This is a genomic window from Litchfieldia sinesaloumensis (assembly GCF_900156865.1).
Classification (GTDB): Bacteria; Bacillota; Bacilli; order Bacillales; family Bacillaceae_L; genus Ferdinandcohnia; species Ferdinandcohnia sinesaloumensis.
Window position 1 is genome coordinate 1,013,007 of the sequence record NZ_LT732529.1, and the last position, 20,342, is coordinate 1,033,348.

19 protein-coding genes are annotated in these 20,342 nt (G+C 37.1%); all 19 read left to right on the plus strand.

Annotated elements, in window-relative coordinates:
* Positions 1–23 precede the first annotated feature (23 nt).
* The 19 genes from rpsO to CZ490_RS05110 all read left to right on the plus strand — a co-directional run bounded on the left by rpsO (position 24) and on the right by CZ490_RS05110 (position 20,336).
* Positions 24–293 (plus strand): 30S ribosomal protein S15, encoded by a 270-nt coding sequence (rpsO, locus tag CZ490_RS05015; protein ID WP_077617862.1) that lies wholly within the window; start codon positions 24–26, stop codon positions 291–293.
* Between the two features lie 188 nt (positions 294–481).
* Entirely contained in the window at positions 482–2,599 is a 2,118-nt protein-coding gene (gene pnp, locus CZ490_RS05020) for a polyribonucleotide nucleotidyltransferase (RefSeq protein ID WP_077617863.1), read from the plus strand.
* Between the two features lie 157 nt (positions 2,600–2,756).
* The gene (locus CZ490_RS05025) at positions 2,757–3,731 is read left to right on the plus strand and encodes a polysaccharide deacetylase family protein (protein WP_077617864.1); all 975 of its coding nucleotides are present in this window, start codon (positions 2,757–2,759) and stop codon (positions 3,729–3,731) included.
* Between the two features lie 31 nt (positions 3,732–3,762).
* Positions 3,763–5,004 carry a M16 family metallopeptidase gene (locus CZ490_RS05030; protein ID WP_077617865.1) on the plus strand — a complete coding sequence of 414 codons (1,242 nt, stop codon included), beginning with the start codon at positions 3,763–3,765 and terminating at the stop codon, positions 5,002–5,004.
* A 64-nt stretch (positions 5,005–5,068) separates the two neighbouring features.
* Positions 5,069–5,329 carry a YlmC/YmxH family sporulation protein gene (locus CZ490_RS05035; RefSeq protein WP_077617866.1) on the plus strand — a complete coding sequence of 87 codons (261 nt, stop codon included), beginning with the start codon at positions 5,069–5,071 and terminating at the stop codon, positions 5,327–5,329.
* Between the two features lie 332 nt (positions 5,330–5,661).
* Positions 5,662–6,561 (plus strand): dipicolinic acid synthetase subunit A, encoded by a 900-nt coding sequence (gene dpaA, locus CZ490_RS05040; RefSeq protein ID WP_077617867.1) that lies wholly within the window; start codon positions 5,662–5,664, stop codon positions 6,559–6,561.
* Positions 6,562–7,167 carry a dipicolinate synthase subunit B gene (locus tag CZ490_RS05045; protein WP_077617868.1) on the plus strand — a complete coding sequence of 202 codons (606 nt, stop codon included), beginning with the start codon at positions 6,562–6,564 and terminating at the stop codon, positions 7,165–7,167.
* A 125-nt stretch (positions 7,168–7,292) separates the two neighbouring features.
* Positions 7,293–8,345: an aspartate-semialdehyde dehydrogenase gene (gene asd, locus CZ490_RS05050; protein ID WP_077617869.1), complete on the plus strand. Its 1,053-nt coding sequence runs from the start codon at positions 7,293–7,295 to the stop codon at positions 8,343–8,345.
* A gap of 28 nt (positions 8,346–8,373) precedes the next feature.
* Complete coding sequence (dapG, locus tag CZ490_RS05055) at positions 8,374–9,609, plus strand: aspartate kinase (RefSeq protein ID WP_077617870.1); 1,236 nt, start codon at positions 8,374–8,376, stop codon at positions 9,607–9,609.
* Between the two features lie 219 nt (positions 9,610–9,828).
* Complete coding sequence (dapA, locus tag CZ490_RS05060) at positions 9,829–10,698, plus strand: 4-hydroxy-tetrahydrodipicolinate synthase (protein WP_077617871.1); 870 nt, start codon at positions 9,829–9,831, stop codon at positions 10,696–10,698.
* Positions 10,699–10,844: 146 nt separating this feature from the next.
* A complete protein-coding gene (locus tag CZ490_RS05065; RefSeq protein ID WP_077617872.1) occupies positions 10,845–11,600 on the plus strand; it encodes a ClpP family protease in 756 nt (251 codons plus the stop codon).
* On the plus strand, positions 11,597–11,806 hold the full coding sequence (locus CZ490_RS05070) for a YlzJ-like family protein (protein WP_077617873.1): 210 nt from the start codon (positions 11,597–11,599) through the stop codon (positions 11,804–11,806). Before CZ490_RS05065 ends, CZ490_RS05070 begins: the two co-directional genes overlap by 4 nt.
* Positions 11,807–11,928: 122 nt before the next feature.
* On the plus strand, positions 11,929–14,259 hold the full coding sequence (locus CZ490_RS05075; protein WP_077617874.1) for a DNA translocase FtsK: 2,331 nt from the start codon (positions 11,929–11,931) through the stop codon (positions 14,257–14,259).
* A 209-nt stretch (positions 14,260–14,468) separates the two neighbouring features.
* Positions 14,469–15,194, plus strand: a complete 726-nt coding sequence (locus CZ490_RS05085) for a GntR family transcriptional regulator (protein WP_077617876.1) — start codon at positions 14,469–14,471, stop codon at positions 15,192–15,194.
* A gap of 104 nt (positions 15,195–15,298) precedes the next feature.
* Positions 15,299–16,408, plus strand: coding sequence for a BMP family lipoprotein (locus CZ490_RS05090; RefSeq protein ID WP_077617877.1), 1,110 nt, complete (start codon positions 15,299–15,301; stop codon positions 16,406–16,408).
* A 136-nt stretch (positions 16,409–16,544) separates the two neighbouring features.
* On the plus strand, positions 16,545–18,071 hold the full coding sequence (locus tag CZ490_RS05095; protein WP_077617878.1) for an ABC transporter ATP-binding protein: 1,527 nt from the start codon (positions 16,545–16,547) through the stop codon (positions 18,069–18,071).
* A complete protein-coding gene (locus CZ490_RS05100; RefSeq protein ID WP_077617879.1) occupies positions 18,068–19,132 on the plus strand; it encodes an ABC transporter permease in 1,065 nt (354 codons plus the stop codon). The genes CZ490_RS05095 and CZ490_RS05100 overlap by 4 nt, the downstream gene beginning before the upstream one ends.
* Before the next feature lies 1 nt (position 19,133).
* Positions 19,134–20,087: an ABC transporter permease gene (locus CZ490_RS05105; protein ID WP_077617880.1), complete on the plus strand. Its 954-nt coding sequence runs from the start codon at positions 19,134–19,136 to the stop codon at positions 20,085–20,087.
* Positions 20,088–20,156: 69 nt separating this feature from the next.
* Positions 20,157–20,336 carry a hypothetical protein gene (locus CZ490_RS05110; RefSeq protein ID WP_077617881.1) on the plus strand — a complete coding sequence of 60 codons (180 nt, stop codon included), beginning with the start codon at positions 20,157–20,159 and terminating at the stop codon, positions 20,334–20,336.
* The last annotated feature ends 6 nt before the right edge of the window (positions 20,337–20,342 follow it).

Sequence of the window (20,342 nt, forward strand, 5' to 3'; positions counted from 1 at the left end):
TATTATAATAGGAGGTGAATAGGATGGCTATCACACAAGAGCGTAAGAACGAAATTATCAGCGAGTTTAAAACTCATGACAATGACACTGGTTCACCAGAGGTTCAAATCGCTGTCCTAACTGAGCAAATCAATAAGCTAAATGATCATTTACGTACACACAAGAAAGATCATCATTCACGTCGTGGTCTATTAAAGATGGTTGGTAAACGTCGTAATTTATTAACATATCTTCGTAATAAAGACGTAACTCGTTACCGTGAATTAATCAACAAGCTTGGACTACGTCGATAATCTACGAAAAAGCGGGAGCATTCCCGCTTTTTTATTAGGTTAAAAACAGAGGGATTTTTTTCCTTCTTTTCTATCAAATTGAACTAAAATTCACTTTACATATGAACTGAGTATTGATATGTTCGAATAAATTAGTTCATACTATCATTACATAAACTTGAATGTGATATAGAGAGGGGTACTATAATATGGAACAAGGAAAGCAAGTCTTCTCGATGGACTGGGCTGGACGACAGCTGACCGTTGAAGTTGGTCAATTAGCGAAGCAAGCAAACGGCGCTGTGTTAATTCGCTATGGAGAAACGGCAGTATTAAGTACAGCAACTGCATCAAAAGAGCCAAAACCGTTGGATTTCTTTCCACTGACAGTAAACTATGAGGAACGATTATATGCAGTTGGTAAAATCCCTGGTGGTTTCATTAAACGTGAAGGTAGACCAAGTGAAAAGGCGATTCTAGCAAGTCGATTAATTGACAGACCTATTCGACCTTTATTTGCTGATGGTTTCAGAAATGAAGTTCAGGTTATTAGCATTGTTATGAGTGTGGATCAAGATTGTTCTTCAGAAATGGCAGCAATGTTTGGTTCATCACTGGCATTATCTATTTCAGATATTCCGTTTGAAGGACCTATTGCAGGTGTAACGGTTGGTAGAGTAGATAACCAATTTATTATTAATCCATCTGTGAAAGAACAAGAAAACAGTGACATTCATCTAGTGGTTGCTGGCACAAAAGATGCAATTAACATGGTAGAAGCAGGTGCTGATGAAGTTCCTGAAGAAGTAATGCTTGAAGCCATTATGTTTGGACATGAAGAAATCAAACGTTTAATTGCATTTCAAGAGAAAATTGTTGCAGAGGTCGGTAAGGAAAAAACAGAGATTGTTCTTTTTGAATTAGACTCAGAACTAGAAGCTCAAATTCGTTCAAAGGCTGAACAAGACATTAATAAAGCTGTACAAGTTGTTGAAAAGCATGCAAGGGAAGATGCAATTAATGAAGTGAAAGCAGCGGTTGTTGCAGAATATGAGGAACAAGAAGCTGATGAAGCGACTATTAAGCAAGTTAAGCAAATCCTGAGTAAACTTGTAAAAGAGGAAGTTAGACGTTTAATTACAGTAGAAAAAGTTCGCCCGGATGGAAGACAAATTGATGAAATTCGTCCGCTATCTTCAGAAGTAGGATTACTTGCACGCACACATGGTTCTGGACTGTTTACACGTGGACAAACTCAAGCACTAAGCATTTGTACATTAGGTGCATTAGGTGATGTGCAAATACTTGATGGTTTAGGAATTGAAGAAACAAAACGGTTTATGCACCACTATAACTTCCCACAGTTCAGTGTCGGTGAAACTGGCCCAATGAGAGGTCCTGGTCGTCGTGAAATTGGACATGGTGCATTGGGTGAACGAGCATTAGAACCAATTATTCCGTCCGAAAAGGATTTCCCTTATACCATTCGTCTTGTTTCTGAAGTTTTAGAATCTAATGGTTCAACTTCTCAAGCTAGTATTTGCGCAAGTACATTAGCAATGATGGATGCTGGTGTACCAATAAAAGCTCCTGTAGCTGGTATTGCAATGGGACTTGTTAAATCGGGAGAACATTACACTGTATTATCAGATATCCAAGGGATGGAAGACCACTTAGGAGATATGGACTTTAAGGTAGCAGGAACTTCAAAAGGTGTAACTGCACTTCAAATGGATATTAAAATTGAAGGTCTATCTCGTGAGATTTTAGAAGAAGCATTACAACAGGCTAAAAAAGGCCGTTTGCATATTCTAGATTCTATGCTAGCGACATTAACCACACCAAGATCTGAGCTTTCTAAATATGCTCCTAAGATTTTAACAATGTCAATCAACCCTGATAAGATTCGTGATGTTATTGGACCAAGCGGTAAACAAATCAATAAAATCATTGATGAAACTGGTGTTAAAATCGATATTGAACAAGATGGTACAGTCTTCATATCTTCAGTGCATGAAGATATGAATCAAAAAGCTAAGAAAATCATTGAGGATATAGTTCGTGAAGTTGAAGTTGGACAGATGTATCTTGGAAAAGTAAAGCGAATTGAAAAATTCGGTGCATTTGTTGAAATTTTCAGTGGAAAAGACGGTTTAGTTCATATTTCTGAGCTTGCTGAAGAGCGAGTTGGAAAAGTTGAGGATGTTGTTTCCATCGGAGATGAAATCCTTGTAAAGGTTACAGAAATTGATAAACAAGGACGTGTAAACCTTTCTAGAAAAGCCGTTCTACGTGAACAAAAAGAAAAAGAACAACAACAACAATAAATTAACATCCTAAAGCCTGGTGAACCGGGCTTTTTAGGTTTTAATCGAAATGGTACAATTTTGTTTTGTTGTCTAGATCTAGCTCGATATACTTTTCTTAATTTATGTTCTACCTTGTCCCTCCTTTACATATTTTCTAGTAAAGAGGGGGATAGCTATGAAAAAACAATACATACATTTCATTGTTTTTATATGCATTTTATTGATTTCAATAGGCTCATTACATAATCCGTTTACAAATGAGTACGTTCAGGGACTGAAAGAACGTACAGAAGCCGTCCCAGTTAGTAGTAAAGGTGATCAACTTCTTAATGAAATAGAAAAAAGGGCAATCGAATATAATATTCCTGCAGAAGATGCAAAAATTGATCCTGTTTGGAAAGCAACACCCGGTCTAAATGGACTAGAAGTAGACATAAAAGCTTCATATGAAAAAATGAAAAAAGATGGTGTGTTTAATGAGAGTAAGCTTGTGTATAAGCAACTTCCACCAAAGGTACATCTCGATGAACTACCTTCTTCTGCCATTTATCGTGGAAACCCAAACAAACCAGTTGTTTCATTTTTAATAAATGTAGCGTGGGGGAATGAATATATCCCGGATATGCTAGAAACTCTAAAAAAACATAATGTGAAAGCGACCTTTTTCTTAGAAGGTAGGTGGGTAAAGGAACATCCTGATTTAGCAAAAATGATTGCGGATGCTGGTCACGAAATTGGTAACCATTCTTATACCCATCCAAATATGAAAACATTGTCCGCGGATCTTGTAAGAGAGGAATTAATTAAGACGAATCAGGTAATCGAGGCAGCTACTGGTAAACAGCCAACTCTGTTTGCACCTCCTAGTGGTAATTATCGGGATGAGGTTGTGAAAATATCAGATGAACTTGGTATGAAAACAATTATGTGGAGTGTTGACACGATAGATTGGCAGCGTCCCCAACCACATATCTTAGTTCAAAGGGTAATGGGTAAGGTTCATCCCGGAGCAATGGTTTTAATGCATCCAACATCACCAACCGCCCAAAGCCTTGAAAGATTGATTTTATCTATTAAACAAAAAAATCTCGAAATCGACAATGTTTCTACATTATTAAGTGAAGAACGTATAATACTAAAGAAAAAGTAATGTCGTGTCCTAGAACAGGAGGAATATAGCTTTGATCAAAAAACATACTTGTCAAAATGGAGTAAGAATTGTATTAGAAAATATCCCAACTGTTCGATCAGTTGCAATTGGCGTTTGGATTGGGACAGGTTCAAGAAATGAAACACCAGAGAACAATGGAATTTCACATTTTCTAGAGCACATGTTTTTCAAAGGAACAAAATCTAGGACTGCTAGGGAAATTGCCGAGTCTTTTGACAGTGTTGGTGGCCAGGTAAATGCATTTACTTCTAAAGAATATACATGTTATTACGCAAAGGTCTTGGATGAACATGCAAAATATGCATTAGATGTGCTTGCTGACATGTTCTTTAATTCGACCTTTGATGAAGAAGAATTGAAAAAAGAAAAAAATGTCGTCTATGAAGAAATTAAAATGTATGAAGATACTCCAGATGATATTGTTCATGATATATTAAGTAAAGCTACATATGAAAACCACCCACTCGGGTTTCCGATTTTAGGTACAGAAGAAACTCTTGAAACCTTTAATGGTGATAAACTACGTCAATATATGACTGAAATGTATACACCAGAAAATGTGGTTGTGTCAATAGCAGGTAATATTGATGATTCGTTTATTTCAGAGGTTGAAGCTTATTTTGGTAAATATTCGGGTAATCACTCCAATCAGGAATTGCAAAAACCTTTATTCCATACGAATAAAATTACTCGTAAAAAAGATACAGAGCAAGCTCACCTATGTCTCGGCTTTAATGGCCTGCAAATCGGTGATAAAGATGTGTATGATTTAATTGTGTTGAACAACATTTTGGGTGGCAGTATGAGCAGTAGATTGTTCCAAGAAGTACGTGAGCAAAGAGGCTTAGCGTATTCTGTCTTTTCCTATCATTCTTCTTATAAAGATACTGGTATGGTTACAATATACGGTGGAACAGGAAGCAATCAATTAAACCTATTGTACGAAACAATTCAAGATACATTAGCAAAGCTTAAGGCTGAAGGGATTACTGAAAAAGAACTAAAGAACAGTAAAGAGCAGATGAAGGGTAGTCTCATGTTAGGTCTAGAAAGTACAAACAGCAGGATGAGCCGAAATGGTAAAAATGAATTACTATTAAGAGAACATAAAAGCCTTGATCAAATTCTGGACGAAATTAATGCAGTTAATGAAGACAGTGTAAATGCAATGGGGAAACGAGTGTTTACCGAGGACTTTTCACTAGCTTTAATTAGTCCTACAGACGACCTACCAGTAAAACTTACAAACTGATTTTGCTTCTAAAAATGTGGACTACTCCATAGAATGTAGTAAGGATATTGAAGGGGTGGTCTTTTTGAGGCTAAGTGAACTAAGTGGAAAAGAAATTGTCGATGTAAAGCGAGCCGAGAGACTCGGTGTTTTGGGTCAAACGGATTTAGAAATTGATGAAAGAACAGGTCAAATAAAGGCTCTAATCATTCCTTCTTTAAAATGGTTTGGCCTTAAGAAACAAGGAAGTGAAGTCCGTGTTTCATGGCAACATATACGCAAAATTGGAACGGATATGATTATTATTGATATACCGGACGAATTTGGAACAAATGAAAATGATTAGCAATCCATTAAACCCACGGGAACTCCGTGGGTTTTTTATTTATGTCTCGTACTATCCCACAGTTAAAAATCCAACTAGAGTGATTCTTATTTATGTGTAATTACTATCGCAAGAAAATTTCAACTTGTTCATTCACCTATTTTAACAATGCCTCATAGTATGGTGAAGTAAATAAAGTTATGGTGATTTTATTGAATAGCAGTACATGTGTAATCACGAGATTTAAAATGATGTAGAAGGTAAAAGGATTATGATGCTAGCGAGCATCGCCTTATGTTTAAACTCAACTAAATTTTGAGTTTCACTTTAGGTAAAAGAAGGTGATAAAACGTATGTTGACAGATATGCATGTTGCAATAATTGGTGGAGATGCACGACAGTTAGAAGTGATTCGTAAGCTTATTGAATTGGATGCAAGACTTTCTTTAATTGGTTTTGATCAATTAGATCATGGATTTACAGGGGCATCAAAAGTACGATTAGATGAGATTGATTTTTCAGATATAGACGCAATTATTTTACCCGTTGCCGGAACTAACAGTGAAGGAGAAGTTGAGACAATTTTCTCAAATGAAACAGTTGTTTTATCTGAAGAAATTTTATCAGAAACACCTGAACACTGTGTGGTTTATTCGGGAATAAGTAATGCGTATTTGGATGGAATCATTAGTGCTACAAATCGAAAGTTAGTTCGATTATTTGAAAGAGATGATGTTGCAATTTTCAATTCCATTCCGACGGTTGAAGGTACCATTATGATGGTGATCCAACACACAGATATAACGATTCATAATTCAAATGTGGTAGTTCTAGGACTTGGAAGAGTTGGAATGAGTGTTGCAAGAAGTTTTGCAGCATTAGGAGCACATGTAAAGGTTGGTGCTCGAAAAACGGAGCATATCGCAAGAATTACGGAAATGGGATTGACACCATTTCATTTATCGAACATTGCTGAAGAGGTTAAGGATGTTGATGTTTGTATCAATACAATCCCACATTTAATTGTAACGGCGAGTGTTATTTCGAAGATGCCTGCTCACACTTTGATTGTTGATCTAGCCTCTAAACCAGGAGGGACGGATTTTAGATATGCAGAAAAACGAGGAATTAAAGCACTATTAGCACCAGGATTACCTGGTATTGTCGCACCAAAGACTGCTGGGCAAATTGTTGCGAATGTATTGTCTCAATTACTTCTTGAGTTATTGCAACAAAGAAAGGAGAACGAATAAATGACTTCATTAAAAGGAAAAAGAATTGGTTTTGGTGTTACAGGATCCCATTGTACGTACGATGCAGTATTTCCAGAGATTGTGAAACTAGTAAATGAGGGTGCTGAAGTAATACCAGTCGTCTCATGGACGGTTCAATCAACAAATACCCATTTCGGAGAAGGAGCAGAATGGATTGAACGGATAGAAAAAGCCACTGGTAATAAAGTGATTGATTCAATTGTAAAAGCAGAGCCATTGGGGCCAAGAATGCCTCTAGATTGTATGGTTATTGCACCACTTACTGGGAATTCAATGAGTAAATTCGCGAACGCTTTAACAGATTCTCCAGTTTTGATGGCAGCTAAAGCAACATTGAGAAATCAAAATCCAGTTGTCTTGGGAATCTCAACAAATGATGCACTAGGACTAAATGGTATAAACTTAATGAGACTTATGGCTACAAAGAATATCTATTTTATCCCATATGGCCAGGATGCACCAACAAAGAAGCCAAATTCAATGGTAGCTCGTATGACAATGCTAAGAGATACTGTTGTCGCGGCGATTGATGGAAAACAAATACAGCCGGTAGTTATTGAAAAATTCCGAGATGATGAGAAATAGTCATAATTTCAACAAAAAGGAGAAAGAATGAAAAATTCTTCTCTCCTTTTACTTGTATGTGGTAGAATATATATCATTAAACGTAAATTAGACAATCTAGTGGGACTAGGAAGGGGATATTCAAAATGACAGTTGAAAGAGAAATACATGTTGCAGTAGTGGGTGCTACCGGAGCGGTTGGAATGCAAATGATCAAAACACTCGAAGAAACAGATTTTCCATTAACTAAGTTAACTTTATTATCATCAGAACGTTCTGCTGGTAAAAAAATTATGTATAAAGGTCAGGAGATAACAGTTGAGGTTGCAACACCAGAAAAATTTGAGGGTGTTGATATAGCATTATTTAGTGCTGGTGGAGGAGTTTCAAAGGAGTTAGCTCCAGAAGCAGTAAAAAGAGGTGCGATTGTAGTAGATAATACAAGTGCATTTAGGATGGATGAAAATGTACCACTTGTTGTACCAGAGGTAAACGAAAAAGACCTTCTCAATCACAATGGTATAATTGCAAATCCAAACTGTTCAACAATCCAAATGGTTGTTGCTTTAGAGCCTATTCGTCAGACATATGGATTGAGTAAGGTCATCGTTTCAACATATCAAGCAGTTTCCGGATCAGGTGTTGCAGCGATAGAAGAAATGAATGAACAAACAAAAGATATCATTGAGGGAAATGAGATTTCGGCAAAGGTTTTACCTGTTAAAGGTGATAAGAAGCATTACCAAATTGCTTTTAACGCAATTCCACAAATTGACAAATTTGAGGATAATGGGTTTACTTTTGAAGAAATGAAGATGATAAATGAAACTAAGAAGATTATGCATTTACCAGATCTTCATGTGGCTGCTACATGTGTTCGTCTTCCGGTTGAAACAGGTCATTCAGAATCAGTATATTTTGAAATCTCACAACCTGGTGTTTCTTCACAGGATGTAAAAGAATTATTAGCATCTTCACCGGGAGTTGTTTTAGAAGACAATCCGGCAGAGCAAGTGTATCCAATGCCTATCCATGCTGTTGGTAAAAAGGATGTATTTGTAGGTAGAATTAGAAAAGATCTCGACCAGGATAATGGGTTCCACATGTGGGTAGTATCTGATAACCTATTAAAAGGCGCAGCATGGAACTCCGTACAGATAGCTGGAAGTTTATTAAAACTAGGTTTAGTTGCAAAATAATCGTTTCAACCAGACAAGAGGTGGTAACATGAATATTGTTGTACAAAAATTTGGAGGAACATCAGTACGGGATGAAGCATCACGAGAAAGAGCTAAAAAACATATTGAGAATGCCATCTCGGATGGATATAAGGTCGTCGTCGTTGTTTCAGCTATGGGACGTTCAGGTGATCCATATTCTACCGATACGCTACTTGGTTTAGTTGGTGAGCAAAATCCAGGAATAAGTAATAGAGAAATGGATATGTTAGTGTCCTGCGGAGAGATTATTTCCAGTGTTGTTTTTACCAGCATGTTAAACAAATCAGGGATAACAGCCACTGCACTTAATGGTGGGCAGGCAGGTTTCCGTACAAATAATGATCATACAAACGCTAGAATTACTGAAATGAAGTGTGACCGTTTGCTTCAAACACTTCAAACCCATGACGTGGTCGTAGTTACTGGCTTTCAAGGAATCTCTAAAATAGGTGATGTTACTACCCTAGGTAGAGGTGGAAGTGACACATCTGCAGCAGCTCTAGGAGTCGCTCTACAAGCAGACTGGATTGATATTTTTACTGACGTAGAAGGTGTTATGACAGCAGACCCTCGCATCGTTGGAGATGCAAAACCATTATCTGTTGTCACATATAACGAAATTGTAAATATGGCGTACCAAGGGGCGAAAGTAATTCACCCCCGAGCTGTTGAAATTGCAATGGAAGCAAAGATACCAATTCGTGTTCGTTCAACTTATTCCGACGGGCTTGGTACACTTGTGACATCTATAGATAAACATAAAGGTTTCGAGGTTAAGGAAAGATTAATTACCGGTATTGCACATGTAACCAATGTAACTCAATTAAAGGTCAGAGCTAAAGAAGGCCAATATAATCTTCAAACAGAAGTTTTTAAGGCAATGGCAAAGGAACAAATCAGTGTCGACTTTTTTAATATAACTCCTAATGGAGTCGTGTATACTGTTGCGGGCGAGATGACTGAACGTGCAGTTTCTAAACTGAAAGAAATGGGCTATGAACCAATCGTAACTGAAAAATGCGCAAAAGTAGCAACAGTTGGTGCGGGAATGACGGGAGTTCCTGGAGTCACTGCAAAAATTGTAACTGCACTATCTGAAAAAGGGATTCAGATTTTACAGTCGGCAGACAGTCTCTCAACGATTTGGGTACTTGTTAAGGAATCCGAAATGAAGGAAGCAATAAATGCGCTCCACAAAGCGTTCCAATTGTCTAGTGGACCTATTGGATCAGAAGTAGACTGATAATCTGTCCCTCGAACTGCTACAATAGAAAATGATAATAAGGTTATCGATAAATAATGAGACGAACACTAGTAAAGTAGATTTTAACAAAAAAAACGTACGACAAGATACTACAATTATGAATTCTATTCGTGTCGTTTCATTCTATGAAAATTTTTAAAGCAAGCCCAGGTAAACGATCATTAAATGCCTGGCGTATTTGATGGGAGTTGTAAGTACATGATTGATTTTGGAAGAATTTCTACAGCTATGGTGACACCCTTTGATAATAAAGGAAACATTGATTTCGGTAAAACTACACAGTTAATCAACTATTTAGTAAACAATGGTACAGAATCATTGGTTGTAGCAGGGACAACTGGTGAATCGCCAACATTATCATCTGAGGAAAAAATTGCTCTTTTCCGTCATGTAGTAAAAGTCGTTGACGGCCGAGTTCCAGTTATTGCTGGGACAGGAAGCAATAATACGTACGCATCTATTGAACTTACAAGAAAGGCTCAAGAAGCTGGTGTGGATGCAATTATGTTAGTCGTACCGTATTATAACAAGCCAAGTCAAGAAGGACTCTACCAGCATTTCAAAACCATAGCAGAAAATACAGAACTACCTGTTATGCTATATAATATACCGGGTAGATCAGTAATAAACATGTCAGTAGAAACAATTATTAAATTATCTAAGATTCCAAATATCGTTGCGGTTAAAGAAGCGAGTGGGAGCTTAGAATCAATGACTGAAATTATTGCAAATACCGACGATGCCTTTGAATTATACAGCGGTGACGATGGAATTACATTACCTGCCCTTTCTATTGGCGCTAAAGGTGTGGTTTCAGTTGCGGCTCATGTTATTGGTAACGAAATGCAACAAATGATAAAGGCATATTTAGCTGGAAACATATCAGAGGCAGCAACTTTTCATCAGCAACTATTACCAATCATGAAGGGACTATTTACAGCCCCGAATCCTGTTCCAGTAAAAACAGCTCTTCAACTGAAAGGATTAGATGTAGGTTCTGTCCGTTTACCACTCGTGCCATTAAACGAGCAAGAACGACTTCAACTATCAAACCTAATATCAAGATAAAAATTATAAATATATTCAAAACCAATCATAGCGATTGGTTTTTTTATGTTTTTGCAGACTGATGTATTGTGATTTATTACTTTACGCGGAATGAAATAAAGCTATGTGTTTATACTAATTGGTAAATGGGTTGAAAGGAGATTACGATGAATAATAACCAATACATAAATGAAAATCAACCACAAGGGGATCAAGATAAAAACGAAACAAAGGGCTCTTCTTTAGTCGAAAAAATCCAATCGTTAGGACAAACAAATGTTCCTCAATTGTCAAATGACAGTAAAATTCATTGTCTTACGATTGTCGGTCAAATTGAGGGGCATATTCAATTACCTCCACAAAATAAAACGACGAAATATGAACATGTAATACCACAGATTGTAGCAATTGAACAAAATCCAAAGATTGAGGGTTTATTAGTCATATTAAATACAGTTGGAGGAGATGTAGAGGCAGGACTTGCAATTTCTGAAATGCTAGCTTCACTCTCAAAACCAACTGTTTCAATTGTTTTAGGAGGGGGACATTCAATCGGAGTTCCGATTGCTGTAGCTTGCGACTATTCTTTTATTGCTGAAACAGCAACTATGACAATACACCCAGTTAGGCTGACTGGTCTTGTAATTGGGGTTCCACAGACATTTGAATATCTAGATAAAATGCAAGACCGTGTTGTTAACTTTGTGATAGGGCATTCTGATATTACGGAAGAAAAATTTAAAGAATTAATGTTTTCAAAGGGTAATTTAACAAGGGACATCGGTACAAATGTTATTGGCTCTGATGCAGTTGATTATGGTTTAATAAATGAAATTGGAGGAATTGGACAGGCCATTAAAAAACTAAATGAGCTAATTGAGGAGAAAAATCTATCCGAAGAAAGTGGGCAGATGATCCAATGATTTTATATACTATGATGCCGCAGGAACTGATATATCCACAAACCGAAACAGAGTCAAGCAATTTAAAATATGTGGATATAGAAGGAGTTTCATTAGCAGTTAGCCAAGGCACGAATGGTGAATACACAATCGAGAGAGTTATGAGCACAAATCCACAGCACTTTTTAGAAGGCAGATACGCACCAGGGCAGAAAATAAGGTTTTGATTGATACTCTATCACTAATTGTCCCAAATTGGTATAATGTGCTATAATTTAACTGAATTTCATTAAGTATGCAGCCAAAATTTGGCTGCTTTCTTCTTATTTATTGGTAGAGTAGGTGTAGTATGGCAAAACGAAAACGAAGGCAATCGAAGAAAAAAGATGAGTGGAAAAAAACTCTTAAATTTGAATTGTTAGGATTATTATTACTAGCTCTAGCTTGTATTGGATTAGCTAGACTTGGTACCGTTGGAACTGGACTTGTCTATTTATTTCGATTCTTCCTTGGGAATTGGGACATTCTCGGGTTGATTGGATTATTACTAGTATCGGTTTATATCATTTGGAACCGTACCTGGCCAACATTAGTTACAAGGCAGTTAATCGGGGTCTACTTAATTATAAGCGCCATTTTATTGTTAAGTCATATTCCGTTATTTAACTTACAAACGAATGAAGGCAAATTTACGGATCCCAGTGTAATTAAAAATACGTGGAGTATGTTTTGGGCTGTTGTCAATGGTAATACGAGTACAACAGATTTAGGCGGGGGGATGATTGGATCGCTTTTGTTTGCCGCGTCGTATTTCTTATTTGACGAAGCTGGTACAAAAATTATTTCTGTATTCCTAATCATTATTGGTGGTGTACTTGTAACGGGTAAGTCACTCCACGATACCTTAGCAAAAATCCTAAGTCCAATTGCTTCCTTCTTTAAGAACCAATGGGTTGCTTTTATTGAAGATATCAGGAATTGGTTTCAACAAAGGCAAAATAAACCTAAAAAAGAAAAACAAAAGAAGAGAAAGGAAAATAAACAATCCGATGATCAAGCAAAACCCAATTATGTGATGGAAGAAGCAACGGCTGAAATACCGATTGAACCTATCATTTCAAATTTCGCAGATAAAGCTTATACAAAAGACCAGGAAGCACAGGATAGAAAAGGCGAGAAAGTGCAACAGGATAGTAATGTAGAAGACCATGATGAAAAAATAGCGATTACCTTTACCGAGGGTGTACTTGAAAATGTAGATTATGAACTACCTCCTATCGATCTTCTTCATCCACCAAAGCAAACAAACCAAAGTGCAGAGCATGAAAATATTTATGAAAATGCTAGAAAGCTAGAGAAAACTTTTCATAGCTTTGGTGTAAAAGCAAAGGTTACAAAAGTCCATCTCGGACCAGCTGTAACTAAATATGAAGTGTACCCGGATGTTGGTGTAAAGGTAAGTAAAATTGTGAATCTAAGTGATGATTTAGCCTTAGCTTTAGCTGCAAAAGATATTCGTATCGAAGCACCTATTCCTGGAAAATCAGCAGTTGGAATCGAGGTTCCAAATTCCGAAATTGCAATGGTATCTTTACGTGAGGTGCTCGAGGATATTGAGCCTCAGCGTGATTCCAAATTGCTAATCGGTCTTGGTCGCGATATATCAGGTGAAGCAAAATTTGCAGAACTAAACAAAATGCCTCACTTATTGGTAGCTGGAGCTACGGGTAGTGGGAAAAGTGTGTGTATCAATGGCATTATTACAAGTGTTTTAATGCGGGCAAAACCACATGAAGTAAAAATGATGATGATTGACCCAAAGATGGTTGAACTTAATGTCTATAATGGTATCCCGCATTTGTTGGCGCCAGTAGTGACAGATCCAAAAAAGGCATCCCAAGCACTGAAAAAAGTTGTGAATGAGATGGAACGAAGATATGAACTATTTTCTCATACACATACGAGAAACATTGAGGGGTACAACGAGTACATTCGCCGCCATAACAATGAGGAAGAAGCAAAGCAACCAACTCTCCCTTATATCATTGTAATTGTAGACGAACTAGCAGACTTAATGATGGTCGCTTCTTCGGATGTTGAAGATTCTATTACGCGTTTAGCACAGATGGCACGTGCTGCAGGAATTCACTTAATAATAGCAACACAACGACCATCCGTAGATGTGATCACTGGGGTTATTAAGGCGAATATCCCTTCCCGTATAGCCTTTAGTGTATCTTCTCAAACTGACTCTAGAACTATTTTAGATATGGGTGGAGCAGAAAAGCTGTTAGGTCGTGGCGATATGCTATTTTTACCTGTTGGTGCATCAAAGCCAGTACGTGTTCAGGGAGCCTTTTTATCAGATGATGAAGTTGAAGAAATTGTTAACTTTGTCATTGCACAACAAAAAGCTCAGTATCAAGAGGAAATGATTCCAAACGATACTGTTGAACCAATTGAAGAAGTAGAAGATGAGTTATATGATGAAGCAGTTCAGCTCGTTATTGAAATGCAAACGGCATCTGTTTCTATGCTGCAACGTAGATTTAGAGTTGGATACACTAGAGCAGCGAGATTGATTGACGCAATGGAAGCTAGAGGTGTAGTAGGTCCGTATGAGGGAAGTAAGCCTAGAACTGTTCTTGTTTCTGCAAAAAGTGAAGACGTTGGAAGTTAATGGAAAATATATTTTACTTTGAAGTAAAACATAAAGAGAAAACAGAAATATTACATCTTTTTGAAAGAAGAAGAGCATTTGCTCTTCTTTTTTTCGACAAATTGCGCAATTTATATTTCTTTCTTTACAAAAAAATGATATATTTATGTCGGATTGATATCGGTCTAACATCAGAGGTCTGATGACTATACATAAATGGGGGGAAGAAGATGAGTATCAAGTTAGATAATCGACCATTGTACTTGCAAGTTATTGATCAAATCAGACTTGATATTGAAAATGGTGTTTACAAAGAGAAGGAAAAACTACCATCCGAATTTCTCCTAGCAAAACAATTAGGTGTGAGTAGAGCAACTCTAAGAGAGGCATTGCGCATCCTAGAAGAAGAGAGCGTCATTATTCGAAGACATGGTGTTGGAACCTTTATTAATGCGAAACCTCTTTTTAACTCAGGGATTGAGCAAATAAGCAGTATAACAGATATGATTATCAATGCTGGGATGTCACCAGGTACTATCTTCTTATCGAAAACAATAAAAGGACCTACAGATGGTGATATAAAAGGTTTTAATTGCTTGGAAAATGAAGAAATAACCGTAATTGAAAGAGTTCGTACTGCGAATGGTGAGCCAGTGGTTTATTGTATTGATAAAATATTAAGTGAAAATTTACCATCTAGCTATTCTCATGAAGAATCAATATTTGATCTATTAGAGAAAAAAGCAGGAAGAAAAATCACATATGCGGTTACACATATTGAGCCGATTGGGTATCACGATACAATTTCCCCTATATTGAATTGTGATCCAGAAACAGCTCTACTATTGTTAAAACAAATGCACTATGATGAAAATGATGAACCTATCTTATTTTCACTCAACTATTTTAGAGCTGACAAGTTTTCATTCCATGTCGTTCGAAAACGCACGGTATAGAACTGTAGTAGATTCTGACTTTAAGGGGGTGAATAAATAATCAGGTATTAACAAATATTTATTTTATAGAATTGTTACATTACATTTTTTTAGGGGGTAAACTCATGTTTAAAAAGAAGGCTAGTTTTGGACTTGCTTTTCTTCTAGCAGCTGGTACATTGCTTGGTGCATGTGGAGGCGCAGATGAAGAAGGTACAGGATCAGGTGAAGGTAATAACAAAGGTAAAGATCTTAAAGTAGGTATGGTAACTGACGCTGGTACAATCGATGATAAATCGTTTAACCAGGGTACATGGGAAGGGATTCTAGCTGCGAAAGAAGAGCTTGGAATTCAAGAGAAATATCTTAAGCCAGCAGGTACTACAGAAGCTGAATATTTAAAAGAGATGGGTAACCTTTACGATGCAGATTATAAATTCATCGTAGCACCAGGTTTCAAATTTGAAACTGCAATTTACCAAGCTCAATCTAAATACGAAGATGCGAAATTCGTAATTCTAGACGGTAATCCACATAAGGGAGACTTTGTTCCAGCTGTCGCTGACAACACTGTTGCTGTATTCTTTGCAGAGCATGAATCTGGATTCTTAGCTGGTGTAGCTACTGCTCTTGAATTAAAAGAAGGAGAAGCTGGTTTCATCGGTGGTATGGAAATCCCAGCAGTTCAAAAATTCAATTGGGGCTTCCAACAAGGTCTTGCTTATGCTAATGAAAACCTAGGAACAAACTTCACAATTAAAGAAGATAACGTAGTATATCAAGGTTCATTTGATAATGTAGCTGCTGGACAACAAATTGCAGCTCAAATGTATGATCGTGGTGTTAATGTAATCTTCGCTGCTGCTGGTGGTGTAGGTGTTGGTGCTTTTAATGAAGCTAAAACTCGTGTTAAAGCAGGAGACGATGTCTGGATGGTTGGAGTTGACGTAGACCAATATTCAGAAGGAATCTACGAAGGTGAAAAATCAGTAACTCTAACTTCAGCAATGAAGAAATTAGCTCATGCTACACAAGAACTAATTGAAAGAGAGTTAGATGGAGATTTCCCTGGTGGAGAAACTCTAACTTATGATGTGAAAAATGACGGAGTTGGTATCCCAGAGGAAAATCCAAACTTAAGCGAAGAAACTGTTAATAAGGTAAAAGAAGTCTTCGAACAAATTAAATCTGGTGAAATTAAAGTCTCCGGCGAACAAGGTAATTTAATCAAGTAAGATGAGTTGAAAAAGAGGCGGTTTTCATCCGTCTCTTTTATATGTAACTTCAAATGTCAATTTCTACATTATTTATGTGTGGATAGGGGACTCCTAATTACAAGGATTTGAGTCTAGAAAAAAGGTGAGTGCTACTATGGAATATGTTGTAGAAATGCTGAATATTAGGAAAGAATTTCCTGGTATTGTAGCAAATGATAATATCACTCTTACTTTAAAAAAGGGAGAGATACATGCTCTACTTGGTGAAAATGGGGCAGGGAAGTCCACTCTAATGGGCGTGTTATTTGGAATGTACCAACCTGAACAAGGGATTATTAAGGTGAATGGGGAACAAGTGCATATCACCAACCCTAATGTGGCAAACCGTTTAGGTATTGGTATGGTACACCAACACTTCAAGTTGGTTGATAATTTCACAGTAACTGAAAATATCATCTTAGGAAGCGAACCATTAAAGAGCGGGGTAGTTCTTGATATTGAAAGTGCCGCAAAACGAATTGAGGAATTGTCCAAGCATTATGGACTGAATGTGGACCCGCATGCAAAAATAGAAGATATTTCTGTTGGTATGCAACAACGTGTTGAAATTATTAAAATGCTTTTCCGTGAAGCAGATGTGCTTATTTTTGATGAGCCTACAGCTGTGTTAACTCCTACTGAAATTGATGAATTAATGAAAATCATGCGAAACCTTATTAATGAGGGAAAATCAATTATAATCATTACTCATAAATTAAAAGAAATAAAAGCTGTTGCCAATCGCTGTACAGTCATTCGTCGAGGAAAATATATTGGGACGGTTAATGTTGCTGAATCAAGTGAAGCTAGCTTAGCAGAAATGATGGTAGGTAGACATGTATCCTTTAAAGTTGAAAAAGAAGATAGTAAACCAGGTGATGTGGTTTTAGAAATAGATTCGCTTTCTGTCAAGAATAACAGAAAAGTCATGGGATTAAAAAACTTTTCACTTACCGTTCAAAAAGGTGAAATAGTAGGGATTGCAGGTGTTGAAGGGAATGGCCAGTCTGAGCTCGTGGAAGCGATTACAGGCCTTCGTAAGGCAGAATCTGGAAAGGTTCTCTTAAATGGCCAAGATATTACGACAATCCCTGTTCGTCAAAGAATTGAAAAAGGAATTGCTCATATTCCCGAAGATAGACAAAAGCGTGGCCTTGTTTTAGACTACACACTTCAATCCAATATGGTACTTGAGGTTTATAATAAACCACCGTTTTCAAAGTATGGATTATTGAATGTGGCAGCAATGAAAGAGTATGCAAAAAAAATTCTGCAAAATTTTGATGTACGCTCAGGAGAAGGGGAAGTTTCCATCGCAAGAACCTTATCTGGTGGTAACCAACAAAAAGCGATTATCGGGCGCGAACTAGAGTTGGATCCAGATTTGCTAGTTGCTGTTCAACCAACACGTGGCCTTGATGTTGGCTCAATTGAATATATTCATAAACGGTTAATTGAGCACCGTGATAAAGGTAAAGCAGTACTTTTAGTATCACTCGAATTAGATGAAGTATTGCAACTATCTGATCGTATTGCCATCGTCAATAATGGAGAACTTATTGGGGTTGTAAATGCCTCTGAAACAAATGAAAATGAGGTAGGTCTCATGATGGCTGGTGTAGGTAAGGAGAGAAGTGTATGAGAAATACAATCATTTCATTAATCGCAGTACTTCTGGGTCTAATAGCTGGTGGATTATTAATGTTGTTTATAGGTAGTAATCCATTTGAAGGGTACACATACTTATTTCAAGGTGGACTTAAAAATATCTCAAGAATTGGTGATACATTAGCAACTGCAACACCTCTAATCTTTACTGGATTATCGGTAGCATTTGCTTTCCGTACAGGTCTATTTAATATAGGAGCCTCTGGTCAAATGCTAATTGGTGGTTTACTTGCAACCGCTATTGGTCTAACATTTGACTGGTCTAGACCTATCCTACTTCTTGCTATGATTTTAATGGGGTTCCTTGGTGGAGCTCTCTGGGCTTTTATACCTGGGCTGCTTAAAGCAAGATTTAATGTTCATGAAGTAGTTTCAACTATTATGATGAACTGGGTTGCCTATTGGACCGTGTATTATGTTGTTCCTGGTTATTTTAAGGGTGAATTTTTAGAAACTGAATCAAGAAAATTACCAGATGAAGCAACATTACGAGTACCCTTTTTAACAGATATGTTCCAAGGCTCGTATATTAACCTAGGTTTGTTCTTAGGTATTATTGCGGTTATCGTCGTTGGATTTATTATTAATAAAACAACGCTAGGGTTTGAATTAAAAGCAGTAGGTTTTAATCGACATGCCGCTGAATATGCAGGTATGAGAGTTAATTCCAATATCATATTATCAATGTTAATATCAGGTGGTTTAGCAGGACTAGCAGGAGTTGCAATGTATACCGGTAATGCGACGAGTATGCAAATAGGTATTCTACCTGCGCAGGGGTTTGATGGCATTGCGGTAGCTTTATTAGGGGCCAACAGTCCGATAGGAGTATTTTTTGCAGCCATATTCTTCGGAATCCTATACTCTGGTACAGGATTTATGAACGCAATGACGGAAATTCCACCTGAGATTGCAAATACGATTATAGCAATTATTATTTATTTTGCAGCTACAAGTATATTAATGGAACGCTTACTAAATAAATTTAAAAAACGAAAAAGCGATAATTCTGCTGTGAAAAAGGAGGAAGCGTAAAATGTGGGCTTTAATTGAACAGATTTTTCCATACGCCATTGTTTTTACAATCCCTCTTCTTATAACAGCGCTTGGTGGATTATTTAGTGAACGAAGTGGTGTTGTAAATATCGGCTTAGATGGGCTGATGATCTTTGGAGCTTTTGCAGGGTCACTTACGATTTACTACCTCCAAGATAATATGGCAAATCAAAGCTTAGTTCTTTGGATAGGTTTATTAGTTGCTGCGATTGTGGGAATGCTCTTTTCCCTTCTACATGCATTTGCAAGTATTAACTTAAATGCTAACCAAATCATAAGTGGTACCGCAATCAATATGATTGCTGGAGCACTTACTGTGTTTTTAGCTAGAAATATTACAGGTAGTGGGAATATCCGAATTACAAGTGGATTTTCACCTAGTGACATTCCTGGTTTATCTTCAATCCCTGTAATTGGTGACTTGTTTTTCACAAAAACATACCCAACTACTTGGTTTATCTTATTTGTCTTATTAGTTAGCTCTTTTGTTTTATATAAAACAAAAACAGGGCTTCGGTTACGTTCTTGTGGAGAATATCCTCAAGCTGCAGAAGCGGCTGGTGTAAATGTTAGAAGAATACGCTATCTAGGTGTATTACTATCTGGTGCATTTTCTGGGTTAGGAGGAGCACTAATTATTGTAACGTATGCTGGTGAGTTTACAGGTACCGTTTCAGGATTAGGATTCTTAGCTCTTGCTTCACTAATCTTTGGACAATGGAAACCACTTGGTATTCTAGGTGCTACATTGTTCTTCGGCTTTGCGAGTACTGTAGCAAACGTATCACAGGTTATTCCAGAACTCGCTGTGATACCACCAATCATTTTGAAGATTTTTCCATATGTGGTAACACTTATAGCTTTAGTGTTGTTTTCTAAATCTTCGCAGGCACCAAAAGCTGCAGGAGAGCCATTTGACTCTGGTAAACGTTAAGAATATAGTTAAAAAAAGGAATGGCAGTATTGTCATTCCTTTTTTTAAACTTTTTCAGGGAGGAAAAAAATGAGTAAAAAGGAGATTTTTTGGGGGAGTATATGCCTCATTGTAGTTGTGATGGCCTATATTGTTCCTTATGTTTTCTTATCTGATGTAGCGGTGTGGTATGGAAGTTTTCTGCTATGGGTTGTTTTAGGTTTAATTATTATCGTAATCAATTATATATTGACTAGAAACTGGAGGTGAGACATG

Excerpts from the sequence above, each read along its gene's own strand:
- CZ490_RS05045 (WP_077617868.1), top strand. The coding sequence starts at position 6,562 with ATGACTTCATTAAAAGGAAAAAGAATTGGTTTTGGTGTTACAGGATCC.
- asd (WP_077617869.1), top strand. The coding sequence starts at position 7,293 with ATGACAGTTGAAAGAGAAATACATGTTGCAGTAGTGGGTGCTACCGGA.
- CZ490_RS05065 (WP_077617872.1), top strand. The coding sequence starts at position 10,845 with ATGAATAATAACCAATACATAAATGAAAATCAACCACAAGGGGATCAA.
- pnp (WP_077617863.1), top strand. The coding sequence starts at position 482 with ATGGAACAAGGAAAGCAAGTCTTCTCGATGGACTGGGCTGGACGACAG.
- rpsO (WP_077617862.1), top strand. The coding sequence starts at position 24 with ATGGCTATCACACAAGAGCGTAAGAACGAAATTATCAGCGAGTTTAAA.
- CZ490_RS05100 (WP_077617879.1), top strand. The coding sequence starts at position 18,068 with ATGAGAAATACAATCATTTCATTAATCGCAGTACTTCTGGGTCTAATA.
- dpaA (WP_077617867.1), top strand. The coding sequence starts at position 5,662 with ATGTTGACAGATATGCATGTTGCAATAATTGGTGGAGATGCACGACAG.
- CZ490_RS05070 (WP_077617873.1), top strand. The coding sequence starts at position 11,597 with ATGATTTTATATACTATGATGCCGCAGGAACTGATATATCCACAAACC.
- CZ490_RS05110 (WP_077617881.1), top strand. The coding sequence starts at position 20,157 with ATGAGTAAAAAGGAGATTTTTTGGGGGAGTATATGCCTCATTGTAGTT.
- CZ490_RS05095 (WP_077617878.1), top strand. The coding sequence starts at position 16,545 with ATGGAATATGTTGTAGAAATGCTGAATATTAGGAAAGAATTTCCTGGT.
- CZ490_RS05085 (WP_077617876.1), top strand. The coding sequence starts at position 14,469 with ATGAGTATCAAGTTAGATAATCGACCATTGTACTTGCAAGTTATTGAT.
- dapA (WP_077617871.1), top strand. The coding sequence starts at position 9,829 with ATGATTGATTTTGGAAGAATTTCTACAGCTATGGTGACACCCTTTGAT.
- dapG (WP_077617870.1), top strand. The coding sequence starts at position 8,374 with ATGAATATTGTTGTACAAAAATTTGGAGGAACATCAGTACGGGATGAA.
- CZ490_RS05105 (WP_077617880.1), top strand. The coding sequence starts at position 19,134 with ATGTGGGCTTTAATTGAACAGATTTTTCCATACGCCATTGTTTTTACA.
- CZ490_RS05075 (WP_077617874.1), top strand. The coding sequence starts at position 11,929 with ATGGCAAAACGAAAACGAAGGCAATCGAAGAAAAAAGATGAGTGGAAA.
- CZ490_RS05025 (WP_077617864.1), top strand. The coding sequence starts at position 2,757 with ATGAAAAAACAATACATACATTTCATTGTTTTTATATGCATTTTATTG.
- CZ490_RS05090 (WP_077617877.1), top strand. The coding sequence starts at position 15,299 with ATGTTTAAAAAGAAGGCTAGTTTTGGACTTGCTTTTCTTCTAGCAGCT.